Source organism: Bacillus cereus group sp. BceL062 (assembly GCF_051780025.1).
GTDB classification, from domain to species: domain Bacteria; phylum Bacillota; class Bacilli; order Bacillales; family Bacillaceae_G; genus Bacillus_A; species Bacillus_A toyonensis.
In genome coordinates this window covers 89,333-112,559 of the sequence record NZ_JBPWGY010000010.1, presented here as the reverse complement: position 1 = coordinate 112,559, position 23,227 = coordinate 89,333, and the positions used below count along the sequence as shown (strand labels likewise).

The following is a 23,227-nucleotide window of genomic DNA, read 5'->3' as shown; positions in this document are numbered from 1 at the left end:
TTAATCAGTAGGGGTTTTGTTCATCCCCCACTGATTATTAGCCTTCACCAATCGGGCGTTTAGGGGCAGTTTGATCTCCCACCCACCTTCTTTGCTCCAGCCAAATTTCAAGGTGGGAGTCTTACTGCCCATTAATGCGGGATAAACCTCTTTCCAAAAGGTATTCCACAAAGAGAGGTGACACATAATGGGTGTTATTGCTTATAACGAAGAAGATGTAAAGTTATTAGCTAGACTGATGCGTGCTGAAGCCGAAGGAGAAGGGCAACAAGGAATGTTAATGGTCGGAAACGTTGGGGTAAATCGTGTCCGCGGAAATTGTTTAGATTTTAAAAAGATACGTAATTTACGTCAAATGGTTTATCAAAATCCTGGTGGTTTTGAGGCAACTCAAAAAGGATATTTTTATCAGCGAGCGAGGGAGCAAGATATCGCATTAGCAAGACGGACCATTCAAGGACAACGTTTTTGGCCCGCTAACTTTGCCTTATGGTTTTTTAGACCTGAAGGTCCTTGTCCGCCAACTTGGTATGACCAACAAAATTCTGGTCGCTTTAAAAAGCACTGCTTCTTCCAGCCATCTGCCGGAGACTGTCCAAGCGTATATTAGGGAATGAAAATGAGGAGGGATTTTTGAATGGCACAGCAACAAAACCCGTACTATGGAACAGGTTTTTATCAACCATCAGGTACTTACGTACAACCGCAACAAATGACCGCGCAGCAACAGCAACAACAGCAAGCAATGCAACAACAAGCTGCTCAGGCTCAACTTGCAGTTTCTCAAGGGATGTTACCGCTCGAGCAATCATATATTGAAAATATTCTTCGTTTAAACAAAGGAAAGCAAGCTACAGTTGTAATGACTTATGAGCGCGGTAGCTCGCTCGGTACACAATCTTATACAGGGATTATCGAAGCGGCTGGACGTGATCATATCGTTATTAGTGAACCACAATCAGGGAAACGTTTTTTACTATTAATGATCTATTTAGATTATGTAGAATTCCCAGAAGAAATTACGTATTTACCTAGTCAACAAGCAACTTATGCTCCAAGACCATAAACAAAAGCTGGCAAATGCCAGCTTTTGTTTTTTTATAACCCTTTTACTACTGCAGTTCCTACTAAAATCCACGCCACAATAAACGCTACACCACCAAGAGGTGTAATTGGACCAAAAAACTTAATACCTGTCGTACTTAGCGCGTAAAGACTACCTGAGAACATAATAATCCCAGCTACCATAAGCCAACCAGCAGTAGTTAAAAGTGATGATTGAATCTTATCCATCAATAGAGCAACTACGAATAGCCCACCTGCATGAAACATTTGATATGTAACGCCTGTTTTCCAAACTTCTAACATTTTCGCAGAAATTTTATTTTCTAAACCATGTGCCCCAAAGGCCCCTAACGCAACAGATAGCCCCGCTGCAATACAACCTAGTAAAAAGAAAATTTTCATCTTAATTCCCCTTTTTTACTTTTATCATAAGCAATTTTTTCATATAAGCCAAACGATTTAATCCTTAAAAATCAAATAAAGAATTACCATTTGCCCCTTCTTCTTTTATATACACAGGTTCTCCAGAAACCGGTATAACTGGTTGAACTGGTTGAACTGTTGTTATAGGCTGCGATCTAATTACTTGCGATTGAATTTGCGGCTCTCTATACGTAGAAGATTCAACCTGTTCATCTAATAGTAAATCGCATAAAGCACGCACAACTAATAAATGATCTTTTGATTTTTGTCCTTCACTACTTTTTGCCTTTGCAATTTCATTCGCCATTTTATTTAAAATCTTATCGCTCGATATTTGCATTCCTTATCACCTCGTACTTTGTAGTTCTTTCTCAAATTGCCCCAGCTTCTCTACTGAACCAAATACTATTATCATATCATGTTCTTGCAATTTTTCCTGCCCCGTCGGATTATGTATAATATCCCCACTTCTCAAAATCGCTAAAATTGTTACATCAAATTGATTTCTCACATCACTCTCTAGTAACGATTTATTGACTAAGATAGAATCGTTTCCGACTGAAATTTCTTCAATTACAAATGATTGCTCTATTCCATACAGTACTGTATCAATATAATGAACTGTTAGCGGATTCGCAATACCTTTTGCAATATGAATTCCTGCCATACTAGATGGATTAATAACCTTATTTGCACCAGCACGCCTTAATTTTTCTTCGGTTTCTTGCTTTTCCGCTCTTGCTACAATTTTAATTGCATCGTTTAATCCTCTTGCCGTTAATGTAATAAATACATTTTCAGCATCATTTGCAACAATAGCAACTAAACCAGCCGCTTTTGAAATTCCAGCATGATGTAAAACTTGATCCTCCGTCGCATCTCCATGTATATACAAAAGCTTTTCCTTCTCTAATATGCTTTCATCTTTATCGACAACAACAAATGGAATTTTCTTTTCTTGCAATTCGTGTACAACTTGAAGCCCCACTCTACCGCAACCACATACTATAATGTGATTTTGTAACTGTGCTATTTGTTTATCCATCTTCTTCCTCCGCACTGCATGAAATAAATTCCCTTCAATAATTATAGCTGCCACTACTCCAATTGCATATGTAACAATACCAACACCAACAGGAATAATAAGGAGCGCAAATACTTTCCCTGCTTGCGTTACAGGAACGGCATCTCCGTATCCAACAGTCAATACAGTAATCATCGTCATCCAAAATGCTTGAAACAAACTAATCTCTTCAATTGTCATAAATCCTAGTGTTCCTAAAATTACAACAAAGGTCATACATACAACAGCTATCCATAATTGCTTACGTGCATTCATATCGTGTTTCAACTCTTTTCTCTATCTACAATCTTTGCCAGTGGAAATAAAATACGTATATACTAGATACGGAATCTATGAAAGAGGTTGATATAATGAAGACATTTCTTTCCGCCTTACAATGGGCACTATTTATTTTAGCGGGAAGCCTTATTGTACCAATTAGTGTCGCAACTAGTTATGGTCTTGATGGCGCTGAAGCTATCGCATTCGTACAAAGAACATTATTTGTTCTAGGCTTTGCTGGTCTCTTGCAAGCTATATTTGGGCATAAACTTCCTATTCAAGAAGGTCCTGCTGGCCTTTGGTGGGGAATTTTCTCCCTTTACGCAAGTTTAGGCGTCATATTATTTGGATCAAGCAATGAGACACTTAAAGTTCTTCAATATGCTTTCTTATTAAGCGGTATTATTTGCATTATTCTTAGCGTTTTTGGACTCATTGATAAACTAGTTCGCTACTTTACACCGACAGTTATTGGAACATATTTATTTCTTCTTGTCACGCAACTCAGTGGCTCCTTCTTAAAAGGAATGTTTGGTCTTGATGGACAACATACAGAAGTACAACCAAAAGTATTTATTCTTTCACTCATTGTTATTTTACTATCCTTTTTCATTATGAAGCTACCTATTATTGGACAATATTCCGTTCTCTTCAGTATTGTCTGCGGCTGGATTTTATTTGCATGCTTCGGATTATCTAATCCTGTAACACCTGTAACAGACATAATCCGTCTTCCATCTCTATTCGTTTTCGGAATGCCTCGCGTTGAATGGAACATGGCAATTACAGTCATTTTCGTTACACTATTACTTCTAACAAATATGTTAGCAAGTATTCGTGTTGTACAAAAGGTTGTTTCTAAGTACGAAACAGATGCAGCTCCAGATCGATTTAAACAAGCTGGCATTATAACGGGAATAAATCAATTGCTAGGCGGTCTATTTTCAGCTATTGGACCTGTTGCCATTTCTGGATCAGCAGGATTTATTGCAACGACTAATATTTATAAACGCCTTCCATTTATATTAGGATCAAGCTTTATTATTGCCGTTAGTATATTCCCAAAGATCACTTCATTTTTTGCAGCAATTCCTGTTGCAGTTGGTTATGCCGCTATTTATCCTGTATTCGCAAGCATGATTGGCCTCGCCTTTCGAGAATACGAAACTGTCCAAGATAAAGAACGATTATTTAAAGTAGCCGGTCTTTCAATCTTTACAGGAGTCGGAGTTATGTTTGTTCCAGCAGGAGCATATTCCACACTTCCACCATTTCTAGCATCTTTTTTAAGTAATGGTCTCGTTCTTGGATCTGTAATGGCAATCTTGCTAGAAATACTATTTTCTCGTTCCACGGCAAAACAAATATCTTAAATTGGAAAACTTCCATTATTGCACTCTACCTTTAGAGTTGTTACGATAAAATCAAACTTTAATCATTGGGGTTTTATTCATCCCCAATGATTATTAACCAATATTATGAGCAACACACTCATAATAATTTATCTACTTCTTTTCAAAGAGGTTTGATGTCTTACTATTATTCCTCAATATCTTCATGAACATGTATTTTGATTTCAATTAAAGAAAGGAATTTTCTATATGACTTATAAAATGATTGTTTTAGATTTAGATGATACTTTATTACGTGATGACCATACTATTTCACCTCGTACGAAAGAAGCTTTAATGACTGCACAAGAGCAAGGGGTAAAGGTTGTACTTGCTTCTGGACGTCCAACGTTTGGTATGCGCAATGTAGCCAAAGAACTTCGTTTAGAAGAATACGGCAGTTTCATTCTATCTTTTAATGGTGCAAAAATTATTAACTGTAAAACAAACGAAGAAATCTTTAGTAGTACGCTATCTCCTGAAATCGTTCACAACCTATTTGAAATTAGTAAAACTGAAGATGTATGGATTCATACTTATATGGGCGATGATATCGTAACGGAAGAAAATAACCCTTATACTGAAATTGAGGGCGATATTACTGGTATGCCAATTGTTGTAGTAGATGACTTTAAAGCCGCAGTTAAAGAGCCGGTAGTAAAAGTATTAATGAATAAAGAGGCTGAACGTCTTGTTGAAGTTGAAAAGAAACTACAAAAACAACTAGAAGGCCAATTAAGCGTGATGCGTTCGAAACCATTCTTCTTAGAATTTACAGAAGCCGGTGTTACAAAAGGAACGAGCTTAAACAAACTGATCCAAAAGCTTGGCATTAAGCGTGAAGAAGTTATCGCAATGGGCGATAGCTATAACGACCAAGCAATGATTGAATTTGCTGGTCTTGGCGTTGCAATGGGCAATGCACCTGATGATATTAAAGAAATTGCAAACTATGTAACAGATACAAATATGAACGATGGCGTTGCAAAAGTTGTAGAGAAATTCGTTTTAAAAACAGAAGTACTTGTTTAATATTTTCATTCATAAAACCTATTTGAAGTCAAACACTTCAAATAGGTTTTTATTTAAATTCTCGTGCTTTTGTGACTATATTTTGAACTTTGCACTATTCTCGTAGTGTAAACTTTCTTTTTGTATATAATGAAACAAAATAGACTATTTTATTTTGAAAAAGAATACAAATTTACTATAAACAAGCATACGTTAAAGGAGGCTATTTTACATGTTATCTACACCAATCGGACGATTAAGAGCAATTGGACTAGTTGAGGGGATTTCTTTCCTATTACTATTATTTGTAGCAATGCCATTGAAATACTTCGCAGGATTTGCAACAGCTGTTAAAATTACAGGCATGGCTCATGGTGTTCTATTTATTCTATTCATCTTTGCAGTCATTCAAGTAACAATCGTACACCGTAAATCAATTTTATGGGCACTTGGGGCATTCGTTTCATCAGTTATCCCATTTGGTACTTTTGTACTAGATGCAAAATTAAAGAACGAGCAACAATGATAATAAAAAGGTAGTTAACGACTGTTAACTACCTTTTCTATTTATAAATTTGGAATTTCCCAATCAATTTCTCTCTCATCCATATTAGCTAAAATCGTATTTACTTTAGAGTACGGCTTACTTCCAAAGAAACCACGTCTTGCTGACAATGGGCTTGGATGTACAGATTCGATAATATGATGATTTGGATTCGTAATTAACTTCTTCTTCGCCTGTGCATGGCGTCCCCACAATATGAAAATAACTGGTTTTTCACGTTCATTTAATAGCTCAATTACACGATCAGTGAAATGCTCCCATCCTTTTCCTTTATGAGAATTTGCTTCACCTTGCCGAACTGTTAATACAGTATTTAATAATAAAACTCCTTGCTCTGCCCACTTTACTAAATAACCGTTATTTGGAATGCCATACCCATATTCATCTCGAAGTTCTTTATACATATTTAACAACGACGGTGGCGTTTTAATACCGGGTTGCACAGAAAAGCTTAAACCATGCGCTTGATCCGGTCCATGGTATGGATCTTGTCCTAAAATAACGACCTTTGTATTTTCATAACTTGTATACTCTAGAGCGTTAAAAATATCTTCTATCTTTGGATAAACAACATGTGTACTGTATTCTTCTTTCAAAAAATTAGCCAATTCGCGATAATATTCTTTCTCAAATTCTGGTGCCAATAACGGCCCCCAATCATTTTTTAAAACATTTTCCATACTGTCACTTCCTGTCTAATTAATTCAACATATCCTGTTTTGTAAATACTATGAACGAAATAATAAGGGAAACAACTGCCCAAACAGTTAAATTCATCAAAGAAAATCCCATCGATAAACCTTGTAATGCAGGTAATTTTCCTGATAAATAATCCGTTAATGATAGGTTCACACTAAAAATATATTTTGCGCCTTCCCAAGACGTTGCAAATGAACTTAAAATACCACCTGCAATTAATGCAGCTAACATAACACCCATACCAGCTGGTGTATTGCGAATTAAAACAGAAACCATAAACGATATAGTTCCGACAACGATAGCAACAAACCAAGCTAATCCGTACGCCATTAAAATATATTGCCACTGCGGAATAAGATGTACAAAATTCGTATTTAACGTTTCCTTATCAATGACAAATCCAGTTAAAACAGGTAAATTCCATCCCGAGTACCCAAATACAAGCCCTGATAATATGTAAGCAAACAAACCTACAAGAAGCAGTATGAGCGAAATGAAAAATAACATCGTCACGTATTTACTAAGTAGTATTTTCCAGCGCCGAATCGGCCGCGTAAGTAACATCTTCATCGTCCCATCACTTCGTTCTCCCGAAACGATATCAATAGCGACAATCATCACGAGAAGCGGAATAAACAATGTAATTCCTTGTTCAATAAATGCTCTGACAAAAGTCGGTGCACCCGGTGCCATCGGGTTAATATCATGATCTAAATAATATTGTTGTTGCTCAACTCTTACTTTTAACCAATCACGCCATTCTTCTGGCAACCTAGAATTGTTCAACCGGTTCTGGGAATCAACAATTTGCTGTTGTAATGAAACTTTCCAATCCTTTGTACCGAGTCTTTTTTGTGTCGTTTCTATTTCACGATACTGCGCATACACAAAAAGCGGGATCAAGATTGCTAAAATAAGCATGACAACAAAAATACGTTTCTTACGGTAAATCTTTTCTGATTCATTTAAAACTAGATTCGCAAATTCACGCATGCTGCTCACCCCTTGTGAGTTCAATAAATAAATCTTCTAGCGTAAATACAAGCTCCTTAACGCTATGCACATCTATCTCATTTTCTACAAAGTGTTTATTCCAACTACTTATAGATGCAATATCCATGCGGCATAGTAATCGCTCGCCTTCTACACTCACTTCTCTTACTTCCTCGGCCGCTTCTAGCATATCTTTCGCCTTAGAAATTGGTGTAACAATCCATTCTACACGATCACTTGCTGTTTTAATTAACTCTTCAACCTTGGCAACTGTTATCATTTTTCCTTTATGAATAATTGCAACACGATCACATATCATTTGTACTTCACTTAGCAAGTGACTTGAAATAAACACGCTCATATTTTCTTCTTTCACAAGCGTATGTATAAATTCTCTAAGTTCTCTAATCCCGGCTGGATCTAAACCATTCGTTGGCTCATCTAATATGAGCAACTTCGGATTCCCAAGGAGCGCCTGCGCAATTCCAAGGCGCTGTTTCATACCGAGTGAGTACGTTTTTACCTTGTCATGAATTCTTTCATCCAAATGAACCATTTGAGCAATTTCAATAATACGTTCATCTGATATATCACCTAACATACGAGCAAATTGCTTTAAATTTTCCCATCCTGTTAAATATGTATACAGTTCTGGGTTTTCAACGATACTCCCAATTTGACGCATCGCTTCTCTGAAATTTTCCTTAATTGAATAACCACCGATAGAAATCGTACCTTCTGTCGCCTTAATCAATCCGACTAACATTCGAATGGTAGTCGTCTTTCCAGCACCATTCGGTCCTAGGAACCCGAACACTTCTCCTTGCTTTACATCAAAGGAAATATTCTCTACAAGAGTCTTCTTTCCAATTACCTTCTTCAAGTCTCGTACGGAAAGTATCGTCGTCATTTTACCCCTCCTTGTTCTAGTTTTAACTTACTCACAACATTTTGAACTAATCGTTCTGCCATATATGTGTACCCTACTTCATTCGGGTGAAAATGATCAGAGTATAATAAATCTTTTCCACGGTTTTGGAATAAATCAAATGTCGGTGTAATATATACATTTTTATCATTTAACGCTAACTTCTCTAAAGAAGCGTTCCAATCCACAACAATGTTTGAAGACCCTTTTAAATCTTCTACATCTTCAAAAGGATTATATAAACCTAGCCAAAAAATAGGGCTATCTGTATTTAACTTACGAATTTGTTCTATAATTTTCTTAGCTTCATTTTGGAACGTTTCCGTATCAGGACGGTATGTTTCTAAATCTATCTTTCCAAGCGATTCCCAGCCTGGAAATAAATCATTTCCGCCAATTGTTAAAACGATCACATCTGCTTGCTTAATTGAATATTGAGCACCGCTGCTTTCAATTTGTTTTAATAAATCGGGCATTTTTGCACCACTCACTGCCAAGTTAGTTAGTGCAACCTTTTGCTTATAATCTTTTTGTAAATCTTCTTTCATTCGTCCAATATAGCCAATTCCTTCTTTATCACCAACGCCGCGCGTTAACGAATCACCTAAACTAACGACTTGCAATGTTCCCGTTTTCTTTTTCTCTTTTGCTACTACATCCGTTTTCTTAATTAAACTTGAAGCTTTCGGATTTAATACATCATTTACACCTGAAACAAAGCCATATGCAAATAAACAAAAAGATGCAATTGTAATGAGTAGGATTACTTTTACTACTTTTGATCTCATATCAAAACCCCTTTTAGCCCTCTTAGATTGTCCATAATTATACCAAACGAAATTTTGAAAAGCGATTTTCACACCTTCCCTATCACGTCGTTTCTCTATTTACTAACTCTGGTAATAACTCTATATGTTTCACATCTAATTTCTCTGCATTAATCTTTTCATATAATAATTCAAATGCTTTTATCCCGACATTTTTACTAGGATGAGAAATTGTTGTTATACCTAATATATCTGCTACCTCTTGATCGTCACATCCGATAATCGTCATATCTTCTGGAATTCGAATTCCTTGTTTTTTTGCTTCTGTTACCATGCCCGCTGCAATATGATTACAAGATACAAGAAACGCCGTCGGTTTTACAGACATACGAGCCCATTCTCTAATTACGTTACGTCCATCTTCCACCGTAAAACACCCTTCAAATTTCCAAGTCTCTAACGGTGTTACGGTACTCTGTTGCAGCGAATCTGCATACGCCTTTTTTCGTCTTTGGCTATTAATGCTATTACTTCTTCCAATGCAATATCCAATACGTGTATGACCGACATCTATTAAGCTTTTCATCCCATGCGAAAATAATTTGTAGTAATCAATATGCACACTTGAAATGCATTTCGAATCTATTTCTTCACACATAACAATCGGGCCGAATTTCGTATATTCTTCAAGTTTCTCCTTACTATTGGCACGGGAACATATAATAACCCCATCAAGCTTTTTCATTTTTAACATATGTAAAATTTCTAGTTCTCTTTCTTCACTGTAATTTGTCTGGCAAAGCATCATATTATAATTATTCTTTGCCGTTTCTTTTGATATCCCCTCAATAATAGCACTATAATATTGATCATTTACGTGTGGCAATAAAACGCCAATTACATTCGTTTTTCCTTTCACTAAATGAATCGCGTTCACATTTTGCGTATAATTCAATTCCTCTATAATCGCTAAAATTTCTTTTCGTTTCTGTTCATTCACGTATGGATGATTATTTAGTACACGTGAAACGGTTGAAACCGATACCCCGGCAAGTTCAGCAATCTTTCTTATATTCGTCATCTGATTTTCCCCTTCCCCTCAAAAATTCTCGCTTGACCTGGTAAGCTTTCCACAATATATCCTTTCCTAGCAAATACATTTAGAAAGGATATACAACTATGCTTCGATTCAAATTAGAATATATATTTTTTATTGGCGGTTTACTCATTCTCGCCATCGGTATTAATATGATGACGACAATTACTTCCTTTGGACTTAGCCCTTACGATTCCTTCTTTATTGCACTATATCAAAATTTCGGGATAAGTATTGGTTTTTGGATTTTCATGATTAACTTTGCTTTTACACTTATCGTACTCTTTTGGAATAAAAAACAAATTACAATCGGCACAATTGTAACGATGATTCTTATTTCTCTTTTTGTTGACTGGATTGGTTCCATTACAATTATTATGGACGCTATCCGCTCTCTTCCAAAATATATAACACTTATTTGTGGAAATCTATTTGTCGGAGCTGGCATTGGCCTTTATGTCTCAACAAACCTTTGCGCAGCACCTCAAGAAGCTTTCGTTTTAACAGTTGCTGAAAAGAGAAAATGGACGTTTAGAAAAACAGAGATTTCATTGGCTTTTCTATTTTTAACATTAAGCTTCTTATTAGATGGACCCATCTATTTTGGAACAATTATCTTATCCTTTACAACAGGTTGGATCATTCAAGCATTTATTCAAATTGGTACGCAGATTTTAAATAGAAAAGAGCCTATTAAGCAAGCCGCTTAATAGGCTCTTTCTGTTTTATGGTAAGAGATACTACTTAGCATCCCCTTCAATTCGATAATTTGCTTTCACACAATCAATTTCTTCATACCCTTGCAATGTATGTAGAATGTACTCGTAATCCGCAAGAGAAGCACGATGCGTTACAATTACAATTTCTGCTTTCCCTTTCTCTTCAAGCGGCATTTGAATAATCTTTTCAAAGCTAACACCACGCTCAGAGAACAATGATGTAATTTTTGCAAATACACCAATTTCGTCTTTTACATGAAGTCTTAAAAACTTTTTCACGACAATTTCGTCTGGCTCCTTTAACACCTTTTGATATTGTGGGACTACAGCACTATTTCCTGTTACCCCTAGTCTAATATTTTGCATTACAGCAACCAAATCCGAAACAACCGCTGTTGCTGTCGGTAAGCTTCCTGCTCCCGGCCCATAAAACATCGTTTCTCCTACCGCTTCACCGTACACATACACAGCATTATATTCATTTTGCACTGCCGCAAGAGGATGTGTATTAGGAAGTAAAGTCGGTTCAACTGTAACCTCTAATTTTTCGCCATCTCTCTTTGCAAGACCAATTAATTTAATTGTATAACCTAAGCTCTTACTATATTCAATATCTTCTTCTGTAATAGAAGTAATTCCTTTTACTTTCACATCTCCAAGCTCTACGTTTGTAGAGAAACCGAGAGTAGCTAAAATCGTCATTTTTCTTGCCGCGTCTAAACCTTCTACATCTGATGTTGGATCTGCTTCTGCAAATCCAAGTTGTTGGGCTTCTTTTAACACGTCGTTATATGCTCTCCCTTCATCTGACATTTTCGTCAAAATAAAATTTGTCGTTCCATTTACAATTCCCATTACTTTCGTAATAAGATCTGAAGAAAGTCCTTCTACGATGCTTCGCAAAATCGGGATTCCTCCAGCTACACTTGCTTCATAAAACAAATCAGCCTTATTATCCTTTGCTACTGCTAATAGTTCCGCTCCGTGTAACGCCATTAAATCTTTATTTGCAGTCACAACGTGCTTCCCACTTTGTAAAGCTTGTAAAATATATGCCTTTGCATCATCAATGCCACCCATCACTTCGATGACAACATCAATATTTGGATTATCTAAAATTTCATTTGCATTTTGTGTTAATAGAGTAGAAGGTACCTCTACCTCTCTCTCTTTCTCAATGTTTTGCACCAATACTTTCGTTACCTTCACTGGACAACCCACTTGGTGTATAAGTCGCTCTTGATGATCTGTAATAATACGAACTACACCGCTACCAACTGTCCCAAGACCTAATAGACCAACCTGAATTTCTTTCATAATACTGTCCACCCCTCAAAAATTGTGTTTAGATGAAATTATATGAGTAAAAAATCTGAAAAACAATGTATTTTGAACATTCGGAAAAATAAAGAGTGATTCTTACAAAGAAAACGTTGCCACGTGTTACACAATCTTTTTTTACAATGCATAAGGGGTTTCTTGATACACGTAATAATTCAACCAATTAGAGAATAATAAATTCCCATGACTCCTCCACCTAACAAGCGGCTTTTCATCTGGATTATTATGTTTAAAATAATTTTTTGGCACGTCAATATTTAACCCTTTGTCACGATCTCGTTCATATTCTTGTTTTAACGTCTCACAACTATATTCACTATGTCCGAGGGCGAAAACTTGCCTTCCTTCTTGCCCAATAACAAGGTGAACACCAGCTTCTTCAGAGTTTGCTAACAACGTTAATTCTTTCACCCCTCTAATATCACTCTCTCGTACTTCTGTATGACGGGAATGCGGGGCAAAAAACAACTCATCAAACCCCTGTAACAGTTTCACATGTTGCTCACAGACTTCATGTTCAAATACGCCGAACATTTTTTCCTTAAGGGGATACTTCGGAACGCCGTAATGATGATACAAAGCAGCCTGTGCCCCCCAGCAAATATGAAGCGTCGATGTTACATTCGTTTTTGAATACTCCATAATACGTTTAAGCTCTTCCCAATAATCTACTTCTTCAAAAGAAAGAGTTTCAACTGGCGCTCCTGTAATAATGAGCCCATCAAATTTTTCATTTTCAATATCACGAAACGTTTTATAAAAGCTTGTTAAATGGTCCTGCGCTACATTACGAGACAGATGTGATTCCATATGAAGCAAATGAACATCTAATTGCAATGGTGTATTTCCAATTAATCGAAGTAATTGTGCCTCTGTGTCTTGCTTCGTTGGCATTAAATTTAATATAGCAATTTTCAATGCCCGAATATCTTGTGTTTCTGCTCGTTCCTTCGTCATTACAAAAATATTTTCTTTTTGCAATACTTTACGAGCTGGTAAGTCTTTATCAATTATGATCGGCATGTTGTTTGCCTCCGACTAATGCCGCTTCTAAATCTGCAATAATATCAGAAACATCTTCTATACCAACCGATAAACGAATTAAATCAGATGTAACACCAGCTAAACGCTGATCTTCAGCACTTAATTGTCTATGCGTCGTACTAGCAGGATGTATAACACAAGTTCTTGCATCAGCTACATGCGTTACGAGAGTCGCTAGTTTTACATTTGCGATAAATTCTTTTGCTGCTTCTAATCCACCTTTAATACCGAAAGTTAAAACTCCACTAGCACCTTTTTTCAAATACTTTTGTGCTAACGAGTAATTTTCATTACTATCTAACCCCGGATAATTCACCCATTCAATACGTTCATGGTTAGCAAGCCACTTGGCAACTGCGAGAGCATTTTCGCTATGACGCTCCATTCGTAAATGCAGTGTTTCTAAGCCAATATTGCTAATATACGCATTGAATGGGCTCATACAATTTCCATAGTCTCTTAACAGCTGAACACGTGCTTTCACAATATAAGCTGCTGCCCCGAAGTTTTGAACATAGCTTACGCCGTGATAACTTGGATCTGGTTCAACAAGCTCAGGATATTTCCCTTTTGTCCAATCAAAATTTCCTCCGTCAATTACAATGCCACCTAAAGAGCTTGCATGCCCATCAATATATTTCGTCGTAGAATGAACAATAATATTTGCTCCATGTTCGAACGCTTGGCATAAATAAGGAGTCGCTAATGTGTTATCAACGATAAAAGGTACTTCCAGCTCCTTGGCTGCATCTGAAAATTCTTTGAAATTTAAAACGTTCATTGCTGGATTTCCTAACGATTCTGCATAGATGAGTTTCGTCTTATCATTAGCAAGTGCCACAATTTCATCTGCTGCTAAATTTGGATTAAAGAACGTAACATCAATGCCAAGCTTACGTAAACTTACTCCAAATAAATTAAACGTCCCCCCGTAAACTGTTGAAGAACAAAGAAGATGATCTCCACTACTACAAATATTTAAAACTGCTAGCATAATGGCTGCCTGCCCAGAAGCTGTTGCAACCGCTCCTACACCGCCTTCTAAATCTGATAACTTCTGCTCGAATGCAGCTAGAGTAGGATTGCCAATACGCGTATATATATATCCTTCTGCCTCTAAATTAAATAGTGCTGCTAAATCATCCGACGTATCGTATTTATACGTTGTACTTTGATAAAGCGGCAAAACACGTGGTTCACCATTCTTTGGTGTATAGCCACCTTGCACACAAATCGTTCCTTTTCCCCATGATTCTCCCATCTCTCATTCTCCTTTCTTTTATACAAAATAAAAAACTGCCCCTTTCCTGAAAATAAGAAAGGAGCAGTTTGAAAACACGCTCTAAAGGCTCTTTCTTATCTCTCAGGATTATTACCTGCAGGATTTGGCACAATTCCGTTATACGGCTGTTGCCAAGGTTTCATCGGGCCTGTCCCTCCACCTTTTCTTGATAAGACTATGCAATTACCGTTGATTTTATAGCAATAATTTCCTAATGTCAATTGATTTTTCCGAATGTTCTAAAATAAATGTTAACAGTTTTATAGAAAGCAACAAAAGAAATATATTCCATTCTATTTCAAAAAAGACCTTTAAAAAACTCAAATCAATCTATAAAATTAAATAAGTAACTTAAACTATAAATTCAAAAAATCGCCCTACATGTTGAATAAGCAATCCTCTCAAAAAGATACTATACATATTCAATCCATTTCACACTAACATCTGCAACCTTTTCCTACTAAGACTTGCATAATGGAGGTATAACATGACAAATACAAAAGACATGCATTATATAATCGTCTTATATGGCATTCTTCTAGGATCCATAGTAGGCGCTACAGTCTGGCTATTTTTAGTTACGATAAATATCGGAATCCATTTTATTTGGGGTTATTTACCTAGCGTTTTCTCTTCCCCCCCTTATTACACCCTTTGCGTAACCACAATCGGCGGGATTCTTGTTGGTTTATCACAAAAATACTTTGGTACATATCCACGTCTTATGCCAGAGGTTATGGATGAATATAAAAAAACAGGTAGGATTGAATACCGTTTTGTCCATCAAGCTACTTTAACTGCGATTATTGTCTTAATATTTGGGGCTAGTCTCGGTCCAGAAGCCGCACTTGTTGGAATTATTGGCGGACTTTGCACATGGGTTGGTGATCGCTTTAAATTTGCTTTAAAGGGAATGAATGAACTAACAGAGGTTGGAATTGGTGCTACTTTAAGTGTCATTTTTAATGCACCATTATTCGGTTACTTGGCCCCAAATGAAAATGAGAGTGAGCAAATTAACGAATTTTCTAAAGGAAAAAAAGCAATTGTATACTTAACTACTACTTTTGCAGGTTTTTCTGTTTATTTACTACTGAGTAAACTCGATAATCGAGGATCCTTTATTGTTGATTTTGGAGAAGGTTCACTTTCTTTCAATGAATGGATCGCATTTCTCCCGCTTGCTAGTATTGGTGCTATAATTGGTTTCTTTTATTTCAAATTAGAATTCATATTAGAGAAGTTAATTCATCCTTTTACAAAGTACAAAATTACACTTGGAATTATCGGTGGTATTTTATTAGGAATTGTAGGCACTTTTCTTCCGTACACATTATTTTCAGGGGAACATCAATTAAAAGAATTAGTTGTTGAATGGGGGCATTTATCCTTTTGGATACTACTTCTTTCAGGGGTTTTAAAGCTATGCATTACTGCCGTTTGTTTAAATACGGGGTGGCGTGGTGGACATATTTTCCCAATTATATTTTCAGGGTCAAGTATTGGATACGCTATAGCTTCTATTCTTCCTATAGATCCAGTAGCATCTGTGGCCATCGTAACGACAGCGATTTCGAGCTATGCGTTACGAAAGCCAATAGCTATAACTTTGCTATTACTTATGTTTTTCCCGCTTAATTTACTATTACCAATGCTCGGGGCAGCAGCGATTGGTAATGCATTTCCGCTTCCTAAACGGAACGAAACTACAAATTAATAAAAATAGGCAGTAGGGACAAAAATTCCACTGCCTATTTTTGTTACACATGCCGCTTCAATAGAGCGTATAAATCTTCAAAACTATGCACTTCATATGTTGGCACAATCTCGCTATCATTTAATTTCTTTTCTGGATTAAACCAACAAGTATCAATTCCCGCTACATATCCACCTTTAATATCGGCGCTTAATGAATCCCCAATAATAAGCCCTTCCTCAGAAGCAAAGTTAGGAATCCGTTCAAAAACATAATCAAAATACTCTTTCATGGGCTTTTGAAAACCTGTATCTTCAGAAACAAAAATACCTTTAAACAATGAATGTAACCCTGCATTGCGTAAACGTTTATCTTGCGTCTTAGAAACGCCGTTTGTCACTATATATAAATCATACTCATTTTGAATTTGATTTATAAATTCAAATGCACCTTGTATGAGTTGATTTCCTTCTTCTAAGTAGCTACGGTAATTATTTTCGAATAATATCCCATCTACTTCTTCCCCGTACTCTTTAAATAAAATGGAAAACCGTGTATTTACAACTTCATCGCGGTTGATTTCGCCTTTTTCAAAAACATCCCAAAGACCTTTATTAACTTTTTTATAACGCGCTTCAACCTCACTAGTTAGAGGAATCCCTTTCTCCTCAAAAAGCATACGTAATGCCACTTTCTCCGTCTTCTGGAAATCTAACAGTGTATCATCTACATCAAACAACAATGTTTTATATTTTTTCATAAACCCCTCACACTCTCTTTTCTACAAAAACAAATTTAAGTAAATCGTATCATTCTTTCTTGTAAAAATAATAGGAGATATCTCATACTAAATATGAGGTGAAAATATGAAAGTCAGCAAAAACAACGAAGAAATTTCTCATTACATGCAAACTTACAATCTCCACACTCTTTTTTCTTTTGATGTCTTACCGTATGCTGAGCTACATTCCTTCCAAAAGAAAGAAAAGATATGTACTGAAGGGGTTGATTTCCCTTATCTTTATTATTTAATTTCTGGGAAAGCAAAAATATATATGAGTCACAAAAACGGAAAGGTTTCATTAATTAACTTTATTCAAGCACCTTCGTTCATTGGAGAATTAGGATTAATTGGTGTAGAATCCTTTACTAAAGCAGTTGAGGTAATCGATGATTGTATTTGCTTAGCACTTCCTCTTAAAGATTGTCAGCATCTTTTATTGCAAGATGCTACCTTTTTACAGAAACTATGCAAATTCATTGGCGAAAAAACAATTGCCCGAACAGAAAGTTATGCAAAAAACAATAGTTATCCGTTCGAAAATCGATTAGCGGCGTTTATTCTATTAACAGAACAAAATAATTGCTATACCGAAAAACATACCGAAGCCTCAGAATACTTAAACGTCAGTTATCGTCACCTTTTATACGTATTAAACCAGTTTTGCCAGCAAAATTATTTAAAAAAAGAAGGCCGAACATATTATATACAAGATCGAAGTCAATTAGAAAAACTTGCTGATGAGTTAAAAATATAAAGAAACAGCATTAACGTTTATGTTAATGCTGTTTCTTTGAGTGGCGATTATAATTTCAATTAAAATTTGCTTGCTACTTTAGCTGCTTCTTCAAGACCCGCAGTAATGATTTCTTCTGCTTTATCTGGGAATTGGTTATGTCCTTCAATAACCACTGTTTCCATGTTTGTTGCACCGAAGAAGCCCATCATACTTGCTACATATTTAACAGCCATTTCTACTTCAGCCGCTGGACCTTCAGAATATACGCCACCGCGTGCGTTTAATAATGCGATTTTTTTATCTCCAATAAGTCCAACTGGACCTTCTGGTGTATATTTAAACGTTTTACCAGCACGGTTTAAATAATCAATATACGTGTGCAATACTGCTGGAATCGTTAAGTTCCATAATGGGAAACCGAAAACAACTTTATCAGCTTCTAAAAATTGATTTAAGTACTTATCAGCAACTGCTACTGCCTTTGCTTCCTCTTCCGTTAAATCAAATCCTTTACCTGCTTTGAATGTACCATTAATCATGTCTACGCCTACGTATGGTAATTCTTCTTTATATAAATCAAGTTCTACTACTGTATCATTTGGATGTGCTTCTTTATAGTTTGCTAAAAATGCCTCATATAATTTCACACTAACTGCTTGTTCCGCTGGACGATTGTTTGCTTTTACGAATAAAACTGTTGCCATTATTTCTTCCTCCTAATACTCACTCTTACGTTGTTATATGTTTTTAAAAAAGGTATCCCTTGTAATTGTTGTTTTGTTGCTTACAAACATATTTTATCTTTATATCAAGACAATTTCGTCCTCACATAGACGTATTTTTCCATAAAAAAAGTCCACCTCCTAAAGGCGAACTAGGTCTTACGACTTTCGTCTTATACAATCCCATTTTTCACTGCATATAATGCTGCCTGCGTGCGATCAGATAAGTTTAATTTACTCAAAATACTACTTACATGTGCTTTAACCGTTTTTTCTGTAATAACTAAAACAGAGGCAATTTCTTTATTGCTCATCCCTTTTGCTAATAGTTGTAACACTTCGTTTTCTCTTGCTGTCAATACATCTACATGAACGAAATGTTCCTCTGCCCTCTCTTCTTTAGGCAATGTTTGAGAGATAAGGGTGCTCGCAATATCGGGATGTAATTGAATATTACCTTTATATGCGCTTCTAATAGCTTCAACAAGTTGATCCGGTTCTACATCTTTTAAAATATAACCACTTGCTCCTGCTTTTAATGCTGGTAAAACATGTGCCTGATCAGAAAAGCTAGTTAATACGATTACTTTCACATCTGGATATTCATTTTTTATACAAGCTGTCGCCTCAACGCCATCCATTTCAGGCATATATAAATCCATTAGTACAACATCAGGATTTGTTTCTCCTACTTTCACTAATGCTTCTTTCCCATTATTTGCTTCTCCAACTAACTCTAAATCTTCCTGTGTACTCAAGAAAAATGCTAACCCTTTTAAAACGACTGTATGATCATCAACTAACAATACTTTTATTTTCACAAACTTCCCTCATTTTCACATCATAATGGTACATTTACTTTTACGCTCGTTCGTCTCTTGCTACTTACAACTTTAATTGTTCCACTAACTAATTCTACTCTTTCACGCATCGTAGTCATACCGAGTGATTTTTTCTCTTTTATATCTTTTTCTACAAAGCCATTTCCTTGATCAACTATTTCTAATGATACATTTTTCTCAGTCACTGTAAAATAAACCGTCGCTTCTTTTACACCTGCATGCTTACTTACATTGTTTAACGCTTCTTGTCCAATGCGCCATAATGCCTCTTCTACCACACGAGGTAAGTCACGAACACCGGTAACTTGCTCCCTAATTTTCAATCCTAAGTTTTCACCGTACTGCTTTAGAGCAGGTAATAATCCTTTTTCTAATCCTGCCGGACGAAGCTGCCAAATTAATGTCCTCATTTCTTTTAATGCCCCTTGCGCTAGTTCACGCATGTCATGCAAAGATCGATCCACTTTTTCGTTTTGACCTTTTAAAACTGCCTCAGCACCTTTTGTCATAAAGGTTAATGAAAATAATTTCTGTGAAACAGAATCATGTAAATCTCTTGCTAATCGATTTCTTTCTTCCATTCGTACAAGTTCACGACGCTGCTCGTTTAATCTTAAATTCTCTATTATCAACGAAATATGATTCGATAGCGCTTGGATTACATCTATTGTATTCACATCAAATTCTCCATTATTTAAACTTACACATAAAACACCAAATACATGGCTTTGAATATGTATTGGCGTAGCAATAACAGCTCCATTTAGATGTACATTATGACCAATTTGACGTTTTAAAAGAACCGATTCACCTTTTACTAGCGCCTTCTTTGCCGCTTCTTTTACATCTTCTTGTAACTCTTCCTGACTAAAAGACGCTCGCAAAGATAATTCTTTTTCTTCTCTAATAAAAAACGCCACTTGATTCCATTGAAATACTTCACCTACGTGATTTACAACTTTTTCAGGTAATACATTAAACCTATGAATTGTTTTTAAATCTTGAATAAAACGTTCCAATTTCACATAATAATGTGCTCTTCGTTTTTCATTTTCATATAATTTCGTTCGTTTTAAAGCCGTCCCAATTTGGAAAGCAACGGATTGGAGCAATACTAATTCTTCTTCTGAAAAATGTGTTTTACCTGGACTCGCTACATTTAATAAGCCAAACTTTTCTCCTCCTGCTTTTAAAGGAACTGTAGCATGATGAAGAATTCCTTCTGTATCTCCCCAATTGTATTCAATTGCATTATTAATTCTTTTACATTCAATAATGTTAACAGCTCGTTCTAATTTCCCATCTACAAATCCACGTAAACACCAACATTCACCTTCACACATTGGGCGTTTGTTTTCATATGTCAGCGCCTCTGGTAACTGGTAATCGATCAACTTCGTATACTTCCCATTTTCATCCGCAAGAAAGATCCATCCTGTCGTCAAACCTGTTACACTTAGCAATTTTTCTAGCACCGCTTGCAATACATGATATGTATCATTTGATGTATTTAGTGTTTCTGCAATTTCTTTTAATATAACTAATTCATTTGTACGATTATCTCGAAACATGCTCAATCTCCTACATACAAGATTTTAAATCGCCTCTAAAGTAAATCATCTACTTTTCACTTTGTACTTATTCGTAACATTGATATAATGGTGAAAACATAGTTTTCATTATATCACTTGAGGGGGATTTCATAATGACATTAAATAAAGCACTTACTATCGCTGGTTCTGATACAAGTGGCGGTGCTGGTATACAAGCAGATTTAAAAACATTCCAAGAACTTGGCGTATATGGAATGACATCTCTTACGACGATCGTAACGATGGATCCACATAACGGTTGGGCACATAACGTATTCCCAATCCCAGCTTCTACATTAAAACCACAATTAGAAACAACAATTGAAGGTGTTGGCGTAGATGCTTTAAAAACGGGTATGCTTGGATCAGTAGAAATTATTGAAATGGTTGCAGAAACAATTGAAAAGCATAATTTCAAAAACGTAATAGTTGATCCTGTTATGGTATGTAAAGGCGCAGATGAAGCATTACATCCTGAAACGAATGATTGCTTACGTGACGTTTTAGTTCCAAAAGCATTAGTTGTAACACCAAACTTATTTGAGGCTTACCAATTAAGCGGCGTGAAAATTAATTCTCTTGAGGACATGAAAGAAGCAGCGAAGAAAATCCACGCTTTAGGTGCTAAATACGTCCTAATTAAAGGCGGTAGTAAACTAGGTACAGAAACTGCAATCGACGTCCTATATGACGGAGAAACATTCGATCTTCTAGAATCAGAAAAAATTGATACTACCAACACACACGGCGCTGGTTGTACATATTCTGCTGCAATTACAGCAGAACTTGCAAAAGGAAAATCTGTGAAAGAAGCAGTAAAAACTGCTAAAGAATTTATCACAGCTGCTATTCGTTACTCATTCAAGATTAACGAATACGTAGGACCAACTCATCATGGTGCATATCGTAAATTCGTTGCACCGAAAGAGCTTGTCTAGCGTATAAATAAAAACACCCGCAGAGCTAATACGTTGCCTCTGTGGGTGTTTTTTTTAATAAACTTTACATCTTCTGGTCATCTTACCTTTAAGATGCAGAATTGACCTGATTTCTACCATTTCTTTTTGAGTAATATAACGCGTCATCAGCCGCTTGAATAAGCTGTTCCTGTGATCCTTTATACTCTGAAATCCCTACCGACACTGTGATTTTTATTTTCGTTCCATCTAACAATTGAAATGAATGTTTTTCAACAGCTATACGGATTTGTTCCCCAAGATGAATACCATAAGATAGTCCCTTCTGCGGTATCAAAAGTGCAAATTCCTCTCCACCCTTTCGAAAAACCAAATCCGGAAATGTTGAAATTCCTCTTAAAATACACCCTATTTGTTTTAACACTTCGTCTCCTGCCGGATGCCCATACGTATCATTTACATACTTAAAGTGATCAATATCTATAAGTAGCAAACAAAGTGAATCATTTTCCATGTGTTTATTACCAATATGATGATTCATCTCTAGATCAAACTGCCTTACGTTTCCTAAACCTGTCAATGCGTCTATCGTTGCGTATTGCTTCATCGTTTGAAATAGCTCATTGGATTGTAAAACATAGTTTGCACTTACGAATGTTATGTAGCCTGTAGTAATACTTGAAATTAAATACAGTACAACTACAGATATATCGTTAAATAATATATACATCGGTACTACTAAAATAGAAAGGCAGTATACGTGTAACCATATCAACTTTAATATAATGGAAATTTGCATTCTTGCAATAAAGATAACACCAATTCCACTTAATACAATTGTATAGCAAGCCAATTCAGAGGCTAAAGAGTACTCAGTAAAAACTATCCTTGTAATTAAAATCATAATAACTGTTATACTACTAGCTATCGGTCCTCCAACTATAATTGCTAAAATAACAGCTAGATAGCGTAGATCCAACATAATATCTTCAATATGTACACCAAAATGCATTAGTAATATACCTAATATTCCAGTAAAAATACCTACTACACATTTCTGCCAGAAAGAGAATCCTTCTTTTAACGGACTATCTCTTAAAAGCTGACCTCCAATAAAGATAAAGGAAAGAATGATTGTTGTGTTTACAAATAAATCCCTTAACATAAAATAATCTCCCTACTTTTTCGTCTATCCCTTTCCTTACTTTATTGTATACGAACTCCCTATAATTCCCAAAGCTTTTTATTTATTTTTGCTGTTCCACGTGA

25 protein-coding genes and 1 riboswitch are annotated in these 23,227 nt (G+C 36.0%); of the genes, 9 read left to right on the top strand and 16 right to left on the bottom strand.

Annotation, left to right across the window (positions count from 1 at the left end; all coding sequences use genetic code 11):
- Positions 1-187 precede the first annotated feature (187 nt).
- Positions 188-610, top strand: coding sequence for a cell wall hydrolase CwlJ (gene cwlJ / locus ACS2MN_RS22065; protein ID WP_000538157.1), 423 nt, complete (start codon positions 188-190; stop codon positions 608-610).
- 27 nt (positions 611-637) lie between these two features.
- Positions 638-1,066, top strand: coding sequence for a spore coat protein GerQ (gene gerQ, locus ACS2MN_RS22060; RefSeq protein ID WP_000068641.1), 429 nt, complete (start codon positions 638-640; stop codon positions 1,064-1,066).
- Positions 1,067-1,098: 32 nt separating this feature from the next.
- Here gerQ and ACS2MN_RS22055 read toward each other — a convergent pair whose 3' ends face one another.
- The 3 genes from ACS2MN_RS22055 to ACS2MN_RS22045 form a co-directional block, all read right to left on the bottom strand.
- The gene (locus ACS2MN_RS22055; protein ID WP_000688311.1) at positions 1,099-1,467 is read right to left on the bottom strand and encodes a DUF423 domain-containing protein; all 369 of its coding nucleotides are present in this window, start codon (positions 1,465-1,467) and stop codon (positions 1,099-1,101) included.
- A gap of 64 nt (positions 1,468-1,531) precedes the next feature.
- Positions 1,532-1,828, bottom strand: coding sequence for a YwdI family protein (locus ACS2MN_RS22050; RefSeq protein ID WP_001167342.1), 297 nt, complete (start codon positions 1,826-1,828; stop codon positions 1,532-1,534).
- A gap of 6 nt (positions 1,829-1,834) precedes the next feature.
- Positions 1,835-2,827, bottom strand: a complete 993-nt coding sequence (locus tag ACS2MN_RS22045; protein WP_000994012.1) for a potassium channel family protein — start codon at positions 2,825-2,827, stop codon at positions 1,835-1,837.
- 95 nt (positions 2,828-2,922) lie between these two features.
- Between ACS2MN_RS22045 and ACS2MN_RS22040 the strand changes: the two genes are divergently transcribed.
- From ACS2MN_RS22040 to ACS2MN_RS22030, 3 genes are all read left to right on the top strand, one after another.
- Complete coding sequence (locus ACS2MN_RS22040) at positions 2,923-4,206, top strand: purine/pyrimidine permease (protein ID WP_000847019.1); 1,284 nt, start codon at positions 2,923-2,925, stop codon at positions 4,204-4,206.
- Positions 4,207-4,434: 228 nt separating this feature from the next.
- Complete coding sequence (locus tag ACS2MN_RS22035) at positions 4,435-5,256, top strand: Cof-type HAD-IIB family hydrolase (protein ID WP_000221383.1); 822 nt, start codon at positions 4,435-4,437, stop codon at positions 5,254-5,256.
- A gap of 211 nt (positions 5,257-5,467) precedes the next feature.
- Entirely contained in the window at positions 5,468-5,761 is a 294-nt protein-coding gene (locus ACS2MN_RS22030) for a DUF3817 domain-containing protein (protein WP_000953396.1), read from the top strand.
- A gap of 41 nt (positions 5,762-5,802) precedes the next feature.
- Here ACS2MN_RS22030 and ACS2MN_RS22025 read toward each other — a convergent pair whose 3' ends face one another.
- From ACS2MN_RS22025 to ACS2MN_RS22005, 5 genes are read right to left on the bottom strand one after another with little or no spacing between them, the layout of a single operon-like run.
- Positions 5,803-6,480, bottom strand: coding sequence for a uracil-DNA glycosylase (locus ACS2MN_RS22025; RefSeq protein WP_070174008.1), 678 nt, complete (start codon positions 6,478-6,480; stop codon positions 5,803-5,805).
- Positions 6,481-6,499: 19 nt separating this feature from the next.
- A complete protein-coding gene (locus ACS2MN_RS22020; RefSeq protein ID WP_088055788.1) occupies positions 6,500-7,492 on the bottom strand; it encodes an ABC transporter permease subunit in 993 nt (330 codons plus the stop codon).
- Positions 7,485-8,402 (bottom strand): ABC transporter ATP-binding protein, encoded by a 918-nt coding sequence (locus tag ACS2MN_RS22015; protein WP_000207726.1) that lies wholly within the window; start codon positions 8,400-8,402, stop codon positions 7,485-7,487. The genes ACS2MN_RS22020 and ACS2MN_RS22015 overlap by 8 nt, the downstream gene beginning before the upstream one ends.
- Complete coding sequence (locus ACS2MN_RS22010; RefSeq protein ID WP_002092964.1) at positions 8,399-9,280, bottom strand: SGNH/GDSL hydrolase family protein; 882 nt, start codon at positions 9,278-9,280, stop codon at positions 8,399-8,401. Before ACS2MN_RS22010 ends, ACS2MN_RS22015 begins: the two co-directional genes overlap by 4 nt.
- A 10-nt stretch (positions 9,281-9,290) precedes the next feature.
- Entirely contained in the window at positions 9,291-10,268 is a 978-nt protein-coding gene (locus ACS2MN_RS22005; RefSeq protein WP_346994762.1) for a LacI family DNA-binding transcriptional regulator, read from the bottom strand.
- Between the two features lie 98 nt (positions 10,269-10,366).
- Here ACS2MN_RS22005 and ACS2MN_RS22000 point away from each other — a divergent pair, with 98 nt between their 5' ends.
- Positions 10,367-10,993: a YczE/YyaS/YitT family protein gene (locus ACS2MN_RS22000; RefSeq protein WP_000943408.1), complete on the top strand. Its 627-nt coding sequence runs from the start codon at positions 10,367-10,369 to the stop codon at positions 10,991-10,993.
- Between the two features lie 30 nt (positions 10,994-11,023).
- Here the strand turns inward: ACS2MN_RS22000 and ACS2MN_RS21995 are convergent, their stop codons facing one another.
- From ACS2MN_RS21995 to ACS2MN_RS21985, 3 genes are all read right to left on the bottom strand, one after another.
- A complete protein-coding gene (locus ACS2MN_RS21995; RefSeq protein WP_000659113.1) occupies positions 11,024-12,319 on the bottom strand; it encodes a homoserine dehydrogenase in 1,296 nt (431 codons plus the stop codon).
- A gap of 141 nt (positions 12,320-12,460) precedes the next feature.
- Complete coding sequence (gene metA / locus ACS2MN_RS21990) at positions 12,461-13,366, bottom strand: homoserine O-acetyltransferase MetA (RefSeq protein ID WP_001121527.1); 906 nt, start codon at positions 13,364-13,366, stop codon at positions 12,461-12,463.
- Positions 13,350-14,648 (bottom strand): bifunctional O-acetylhomoserine aminocarboxypropyltransferase/cysteine synthase, encoded by a 1,299-nt coding sequence (locus ACS2MN_RS21985; protein WP_000504769.1) that lies wholly within the window; start codon positions 14,646-14,648, stop codon positions 13,350-13,352. The genes metA and ACS2MN_RS21985 overlap by 17 nt, the downstream gene beginning before the upstream one ends.
- A gap of 92 nt (positions 14,649-14,740) precedes the next feature.
- Positions 14,741-14,845, bottom strand: a riboswitch (SAM riboswitch).
- 311 nt (positions 14,846-15,156) lie between these two features.
- On the opposite strand from ACS2MN_RS21985, the gene ACS2MN_RS21980 reads away from it, so the two are divergent.
- Positions 15,157-16,386 (top strand): chloride channel protein, encoded by a 1,230-nt coding sequence (locus ACS2MN_RS21980; protein ID WP_000185592.1) that lies wholly within the window; start codon positions 15,157-15,159, stop codon positions 16,384-16,386.
- A 43-nt stretch (positions 16,387-16,429) separates the two neighbouring features.
- Here ACS2MN_RS21980 and ACS2MN_RS21975 read toward each other — a convergent pair whose 3' ends face one another.
- Positions 16,430-17,125, bottom strand: a complete 696-nt coding sequence (locus tag ACS2MN_RS21975; protein WP_000760209.1) for a YjjG family noncanonical pyrimidine nucleotidase — start codon at positions 17,123-17,125, stop codon at positions 16,430-16,432.
- A 106-nt stretch (positions 17,126-17,231) separates the two neighbouring features.
- On the opposite strand from ACS2MN_RS21975, the gene ACS2MN_RS21970 reads away from it, so the two are divergent.
- Positions 17,232-17,903, top strand: coding sequence for a transcriptional regulator YeiL (locus ACS2MN_RS21970; protein WP_000868705.1), 672 nt, complete (start codon positions 17,232-17,234; stop codon positions 17,901-17,903).
- Between the two features lie 59 nt (positions 17,904-17,962).
- Here the strand turns inward: ACS2MN_RS21970 and ACS2MN_RS21965 are convergent, their stop codons facing one another.
- From ACS2MN_RS21965 to ACS2MN_RS21955, 3 genes are all read right to left on the bottom strand, one after another.
- Positions 17,963-18,589, bottom strand: a complete 627-nt coding sequence (locus tag ACS2MN_RS21965) for an FMN-dependent NADH-azoreductase (protein ID WP_000246726.1) — start codon at positions 18,587-18,589, stop codon at positions 17,963-17,965.
- A gap of 191 nt (positions 18,590-18,780) precedes the next feature.
- Positions 18,781-19,428 (bottom strand): response regulator, encoded by a 648-nt coding sequence (locus ACS2MN_RS21960; protein WP_000695809.1) that lies wholly within the window; start codon positions 19,426-19,428, stop codon positions 18,781-18,783.
- 20 nt (positions 19,429-19,448) lie between these two features.
- Complete coding sequence (locus ACS2MN_RS21955) at positions 19,449-21,020, bottom strand: GAF domain-containing sensor histidine kinase (RefSeq protein ID WP_000488135.1); 1,572 nt, start codon at positions 21,018-21,020, stop codon at positions 19,449-19,451.
- Between the two features lie 134 nt (positions 21,021-21,154).
- Here ACS2MN_RS21955 and pdxK point away from each other — a divergent pair, with 134 nt between their 5' ends.
- On the top strand, positions 21,155-21,979 hold the full coding sequence (pdxK, locus tag ACS2MN_RS21950; protein WP_000174244.1) for a pyridoxine/pyridoxal/pyridoxamine kinase: 825 nt from the start codon (positions 21,155-21,157) through the stop codon (positions 21,977-21,979).
- Between the two features lie 88 nt (positions 21,980-22,067).
- Here pdxK and ACS2MN_RS21945 read toward each other — a convergent pair whose 3' ends face one another.
- On the bottom strand, positions 22,068-23,123 hold the full coding sequence (locus ACS2MN_RS21945; RefSeq protein WP_088055792.1) for a GGDEF domain-containing protein: 1,056 nt from the start codon (positions 23,121-23,123) through the stop codon (positions 22,068-22,070).
- Positions 23,124-23,227 lie beyond the last annotated feature (104 nt).

What these genes read in the sequence shown, in the direction of transcription:
- ACS2MN_RS21995 (WP_000659113.1), bottom strand. Translation starts at nt 12,319, where the DNA reads ATGAAAGAAATTCAGGTTGGTCTATTAGGTCTTGGGACAGTTGGTAGC.
- ACS2MN_RS22020 (WP_088055788.1), bottom strand. Translation starts at nt 7,492, where the DNA reads ATGCGTGAATTTGCGAATCTAGTTTTAAATGAATCAGAAAAGATTTAC.
- ACS2MN_RS22055 (WP_000688311.1), bottom strand. Translation starts at nt 1,467, where the DNA reads ATGAAAATTTTCTTTTTACTAGGTTGTATTGCAGCGGGGCTATCTGTT.
- gerQ (WP_000068641.1), top strand. Translation starts at nt 638, where the DNA reads ATGGCACAGCAACAAAACCCGTACTATGGAACAGGTTTTTATCAACCA.
- ACS2MN_RS21945 (WP_088055792.1), bottom strand. Translation starts at nt 23,123, where the DNA reads ATGTTAAGGGATTTATTTGTAAACACAACAATCATTCTTTCCTTTATC.
- ACS2MN_RS21970 (WP_000868705.1), top strand. Translation starts at nt 17,232, where the DNA reads ATGAAAGTCAGCAAAAACAACGAAGAAATTTCTCATTACATGCAAACT.
- ACS2MN_RS21980 (WP_000185592.1), top strand. Translation starts at nt 15,157, where the DNA reads ATGACAAATACAAAAGACATGCATTATATAATCGTCTTATATGGCATT.
- ACS2MN_RS22040 (WP_000847019.1), top strand. Translation starts at nt 2,923, where the DNA reads ATGAAGACATTTCTTTCCGCCTTACAATGGGCACTATTTATTTTAGCG.
- ACS2MN_RS22045 (WP_000994012.1), bottom strand. Translation starts at nt 2,827, where the DNA reads ATGAATGCACGTAAGCAATTATGGATAGCTGTTGTATGTATGACCTTT.
- pdxK (WP_000174244.1), top strand. Translation starts at nt 21,155, where the DNA reads ATGACATTAAATAAAGCACTTACTATCGCTGGTTCTGATACAAGTGGC.
- ACS2MN_RS22035 (WP_000221383.1), top strand. Translation starts at nt 4,435, where the DNA reads ATGACTTATAAAATGATTGTTTTAGATTTAGATGATACTTTATTACGT.
- metA (WP_001121527.1), bottom strand. Translation starts at nt 13,366, where the DNA reads ATGCCGATCATAATTGATAAAGACTTACCAGCTCGTAAAGTATTGCAA.
- ACS2MN_RS22015 (WP_000207726.1), bottom strand. Translation starts at nt 8,402, where the DNA reads ATGACGACGATACTTTCCGTACGAGACTTGAAGAAGGTAATTGGAAAG.
- ACS2MN_RS22025 (WP_070174008.1), bottom strand. Translation starts at nt 6,480, where the DNA reads ATGGAAAATGTTTTAAAAAATGATTGGGGGCCGTTATTGGCACCAGAA.
- ACS2MN_RS21985 (WP_000504769.1), bottom strand. Translation starts at nt 14,648, where the DNA reads ATGGGAGAATCATGGGGAAAAGGAACGATTTGTGTGCAAGGTGGCTAT.
- ACS2MN_RS22030 (WP_000953396.1), top strand. Translation starts at nt 5,468, where the DNA reads ATGTTATCTACACCAATCGGACGATTAAGAGCAATTGGACTAGTTGAG.
- cwlJ (WP_000538157.1), top strand. Translation starts at nt 188, where the DNA reads ATGGGTGTTATTGCTTATAACGAAGAAGATGTAAAGTTATTAGCTAGA.
- ACS2MN_RS22005 (WP_346994762.1), bottom strand. Translation starts at nt 10,268, where the DNA reads ATGACGAATATAAGAAAGATTGCTGAACTTGCCGGGGTATCGGTTTCA.
- ACS2MN_RS22050 (WP_001167342.1), bottom strand. Translation starts at nt 1,828, where the DNA reads ATGCAAATATCGAGCGATAAGATTTTAAATAAAATGGCGAATGAAATT.
- ACS2MN_RS22000 (WP_000943408.1), top strand. Translation starts at nt 10,367, where the DNA reads ATGCTTCGATTCAAATTAGAATATATATTTTTTATTGGCGGTTTACTC.
- ACS2MN_RS21955 (WP_000488135.1), bottom strand. Translation starts at nt 21,020, where the DNA reads ATGTTTCGAGATAATCGTACAAATGAATTAGTTATATTAAAAGAAATT.
- ACS2MN_RS21965 (WP_000246726.1), bottom strand. Translation starts at nt 18,589, where the DNA reads ATGGCAACAGTTTTATTCGTAAAAGCAAACAATCGTCCAGCGGAACAA.
- ACS2MN_RS21975 (WP_000760209.1), bottom strand. Translation starts at nt 17,125, where the DNA reads ATGAAAAAATATAAAACATTGTTGTTTGATGTAGATGATACACTGTTA.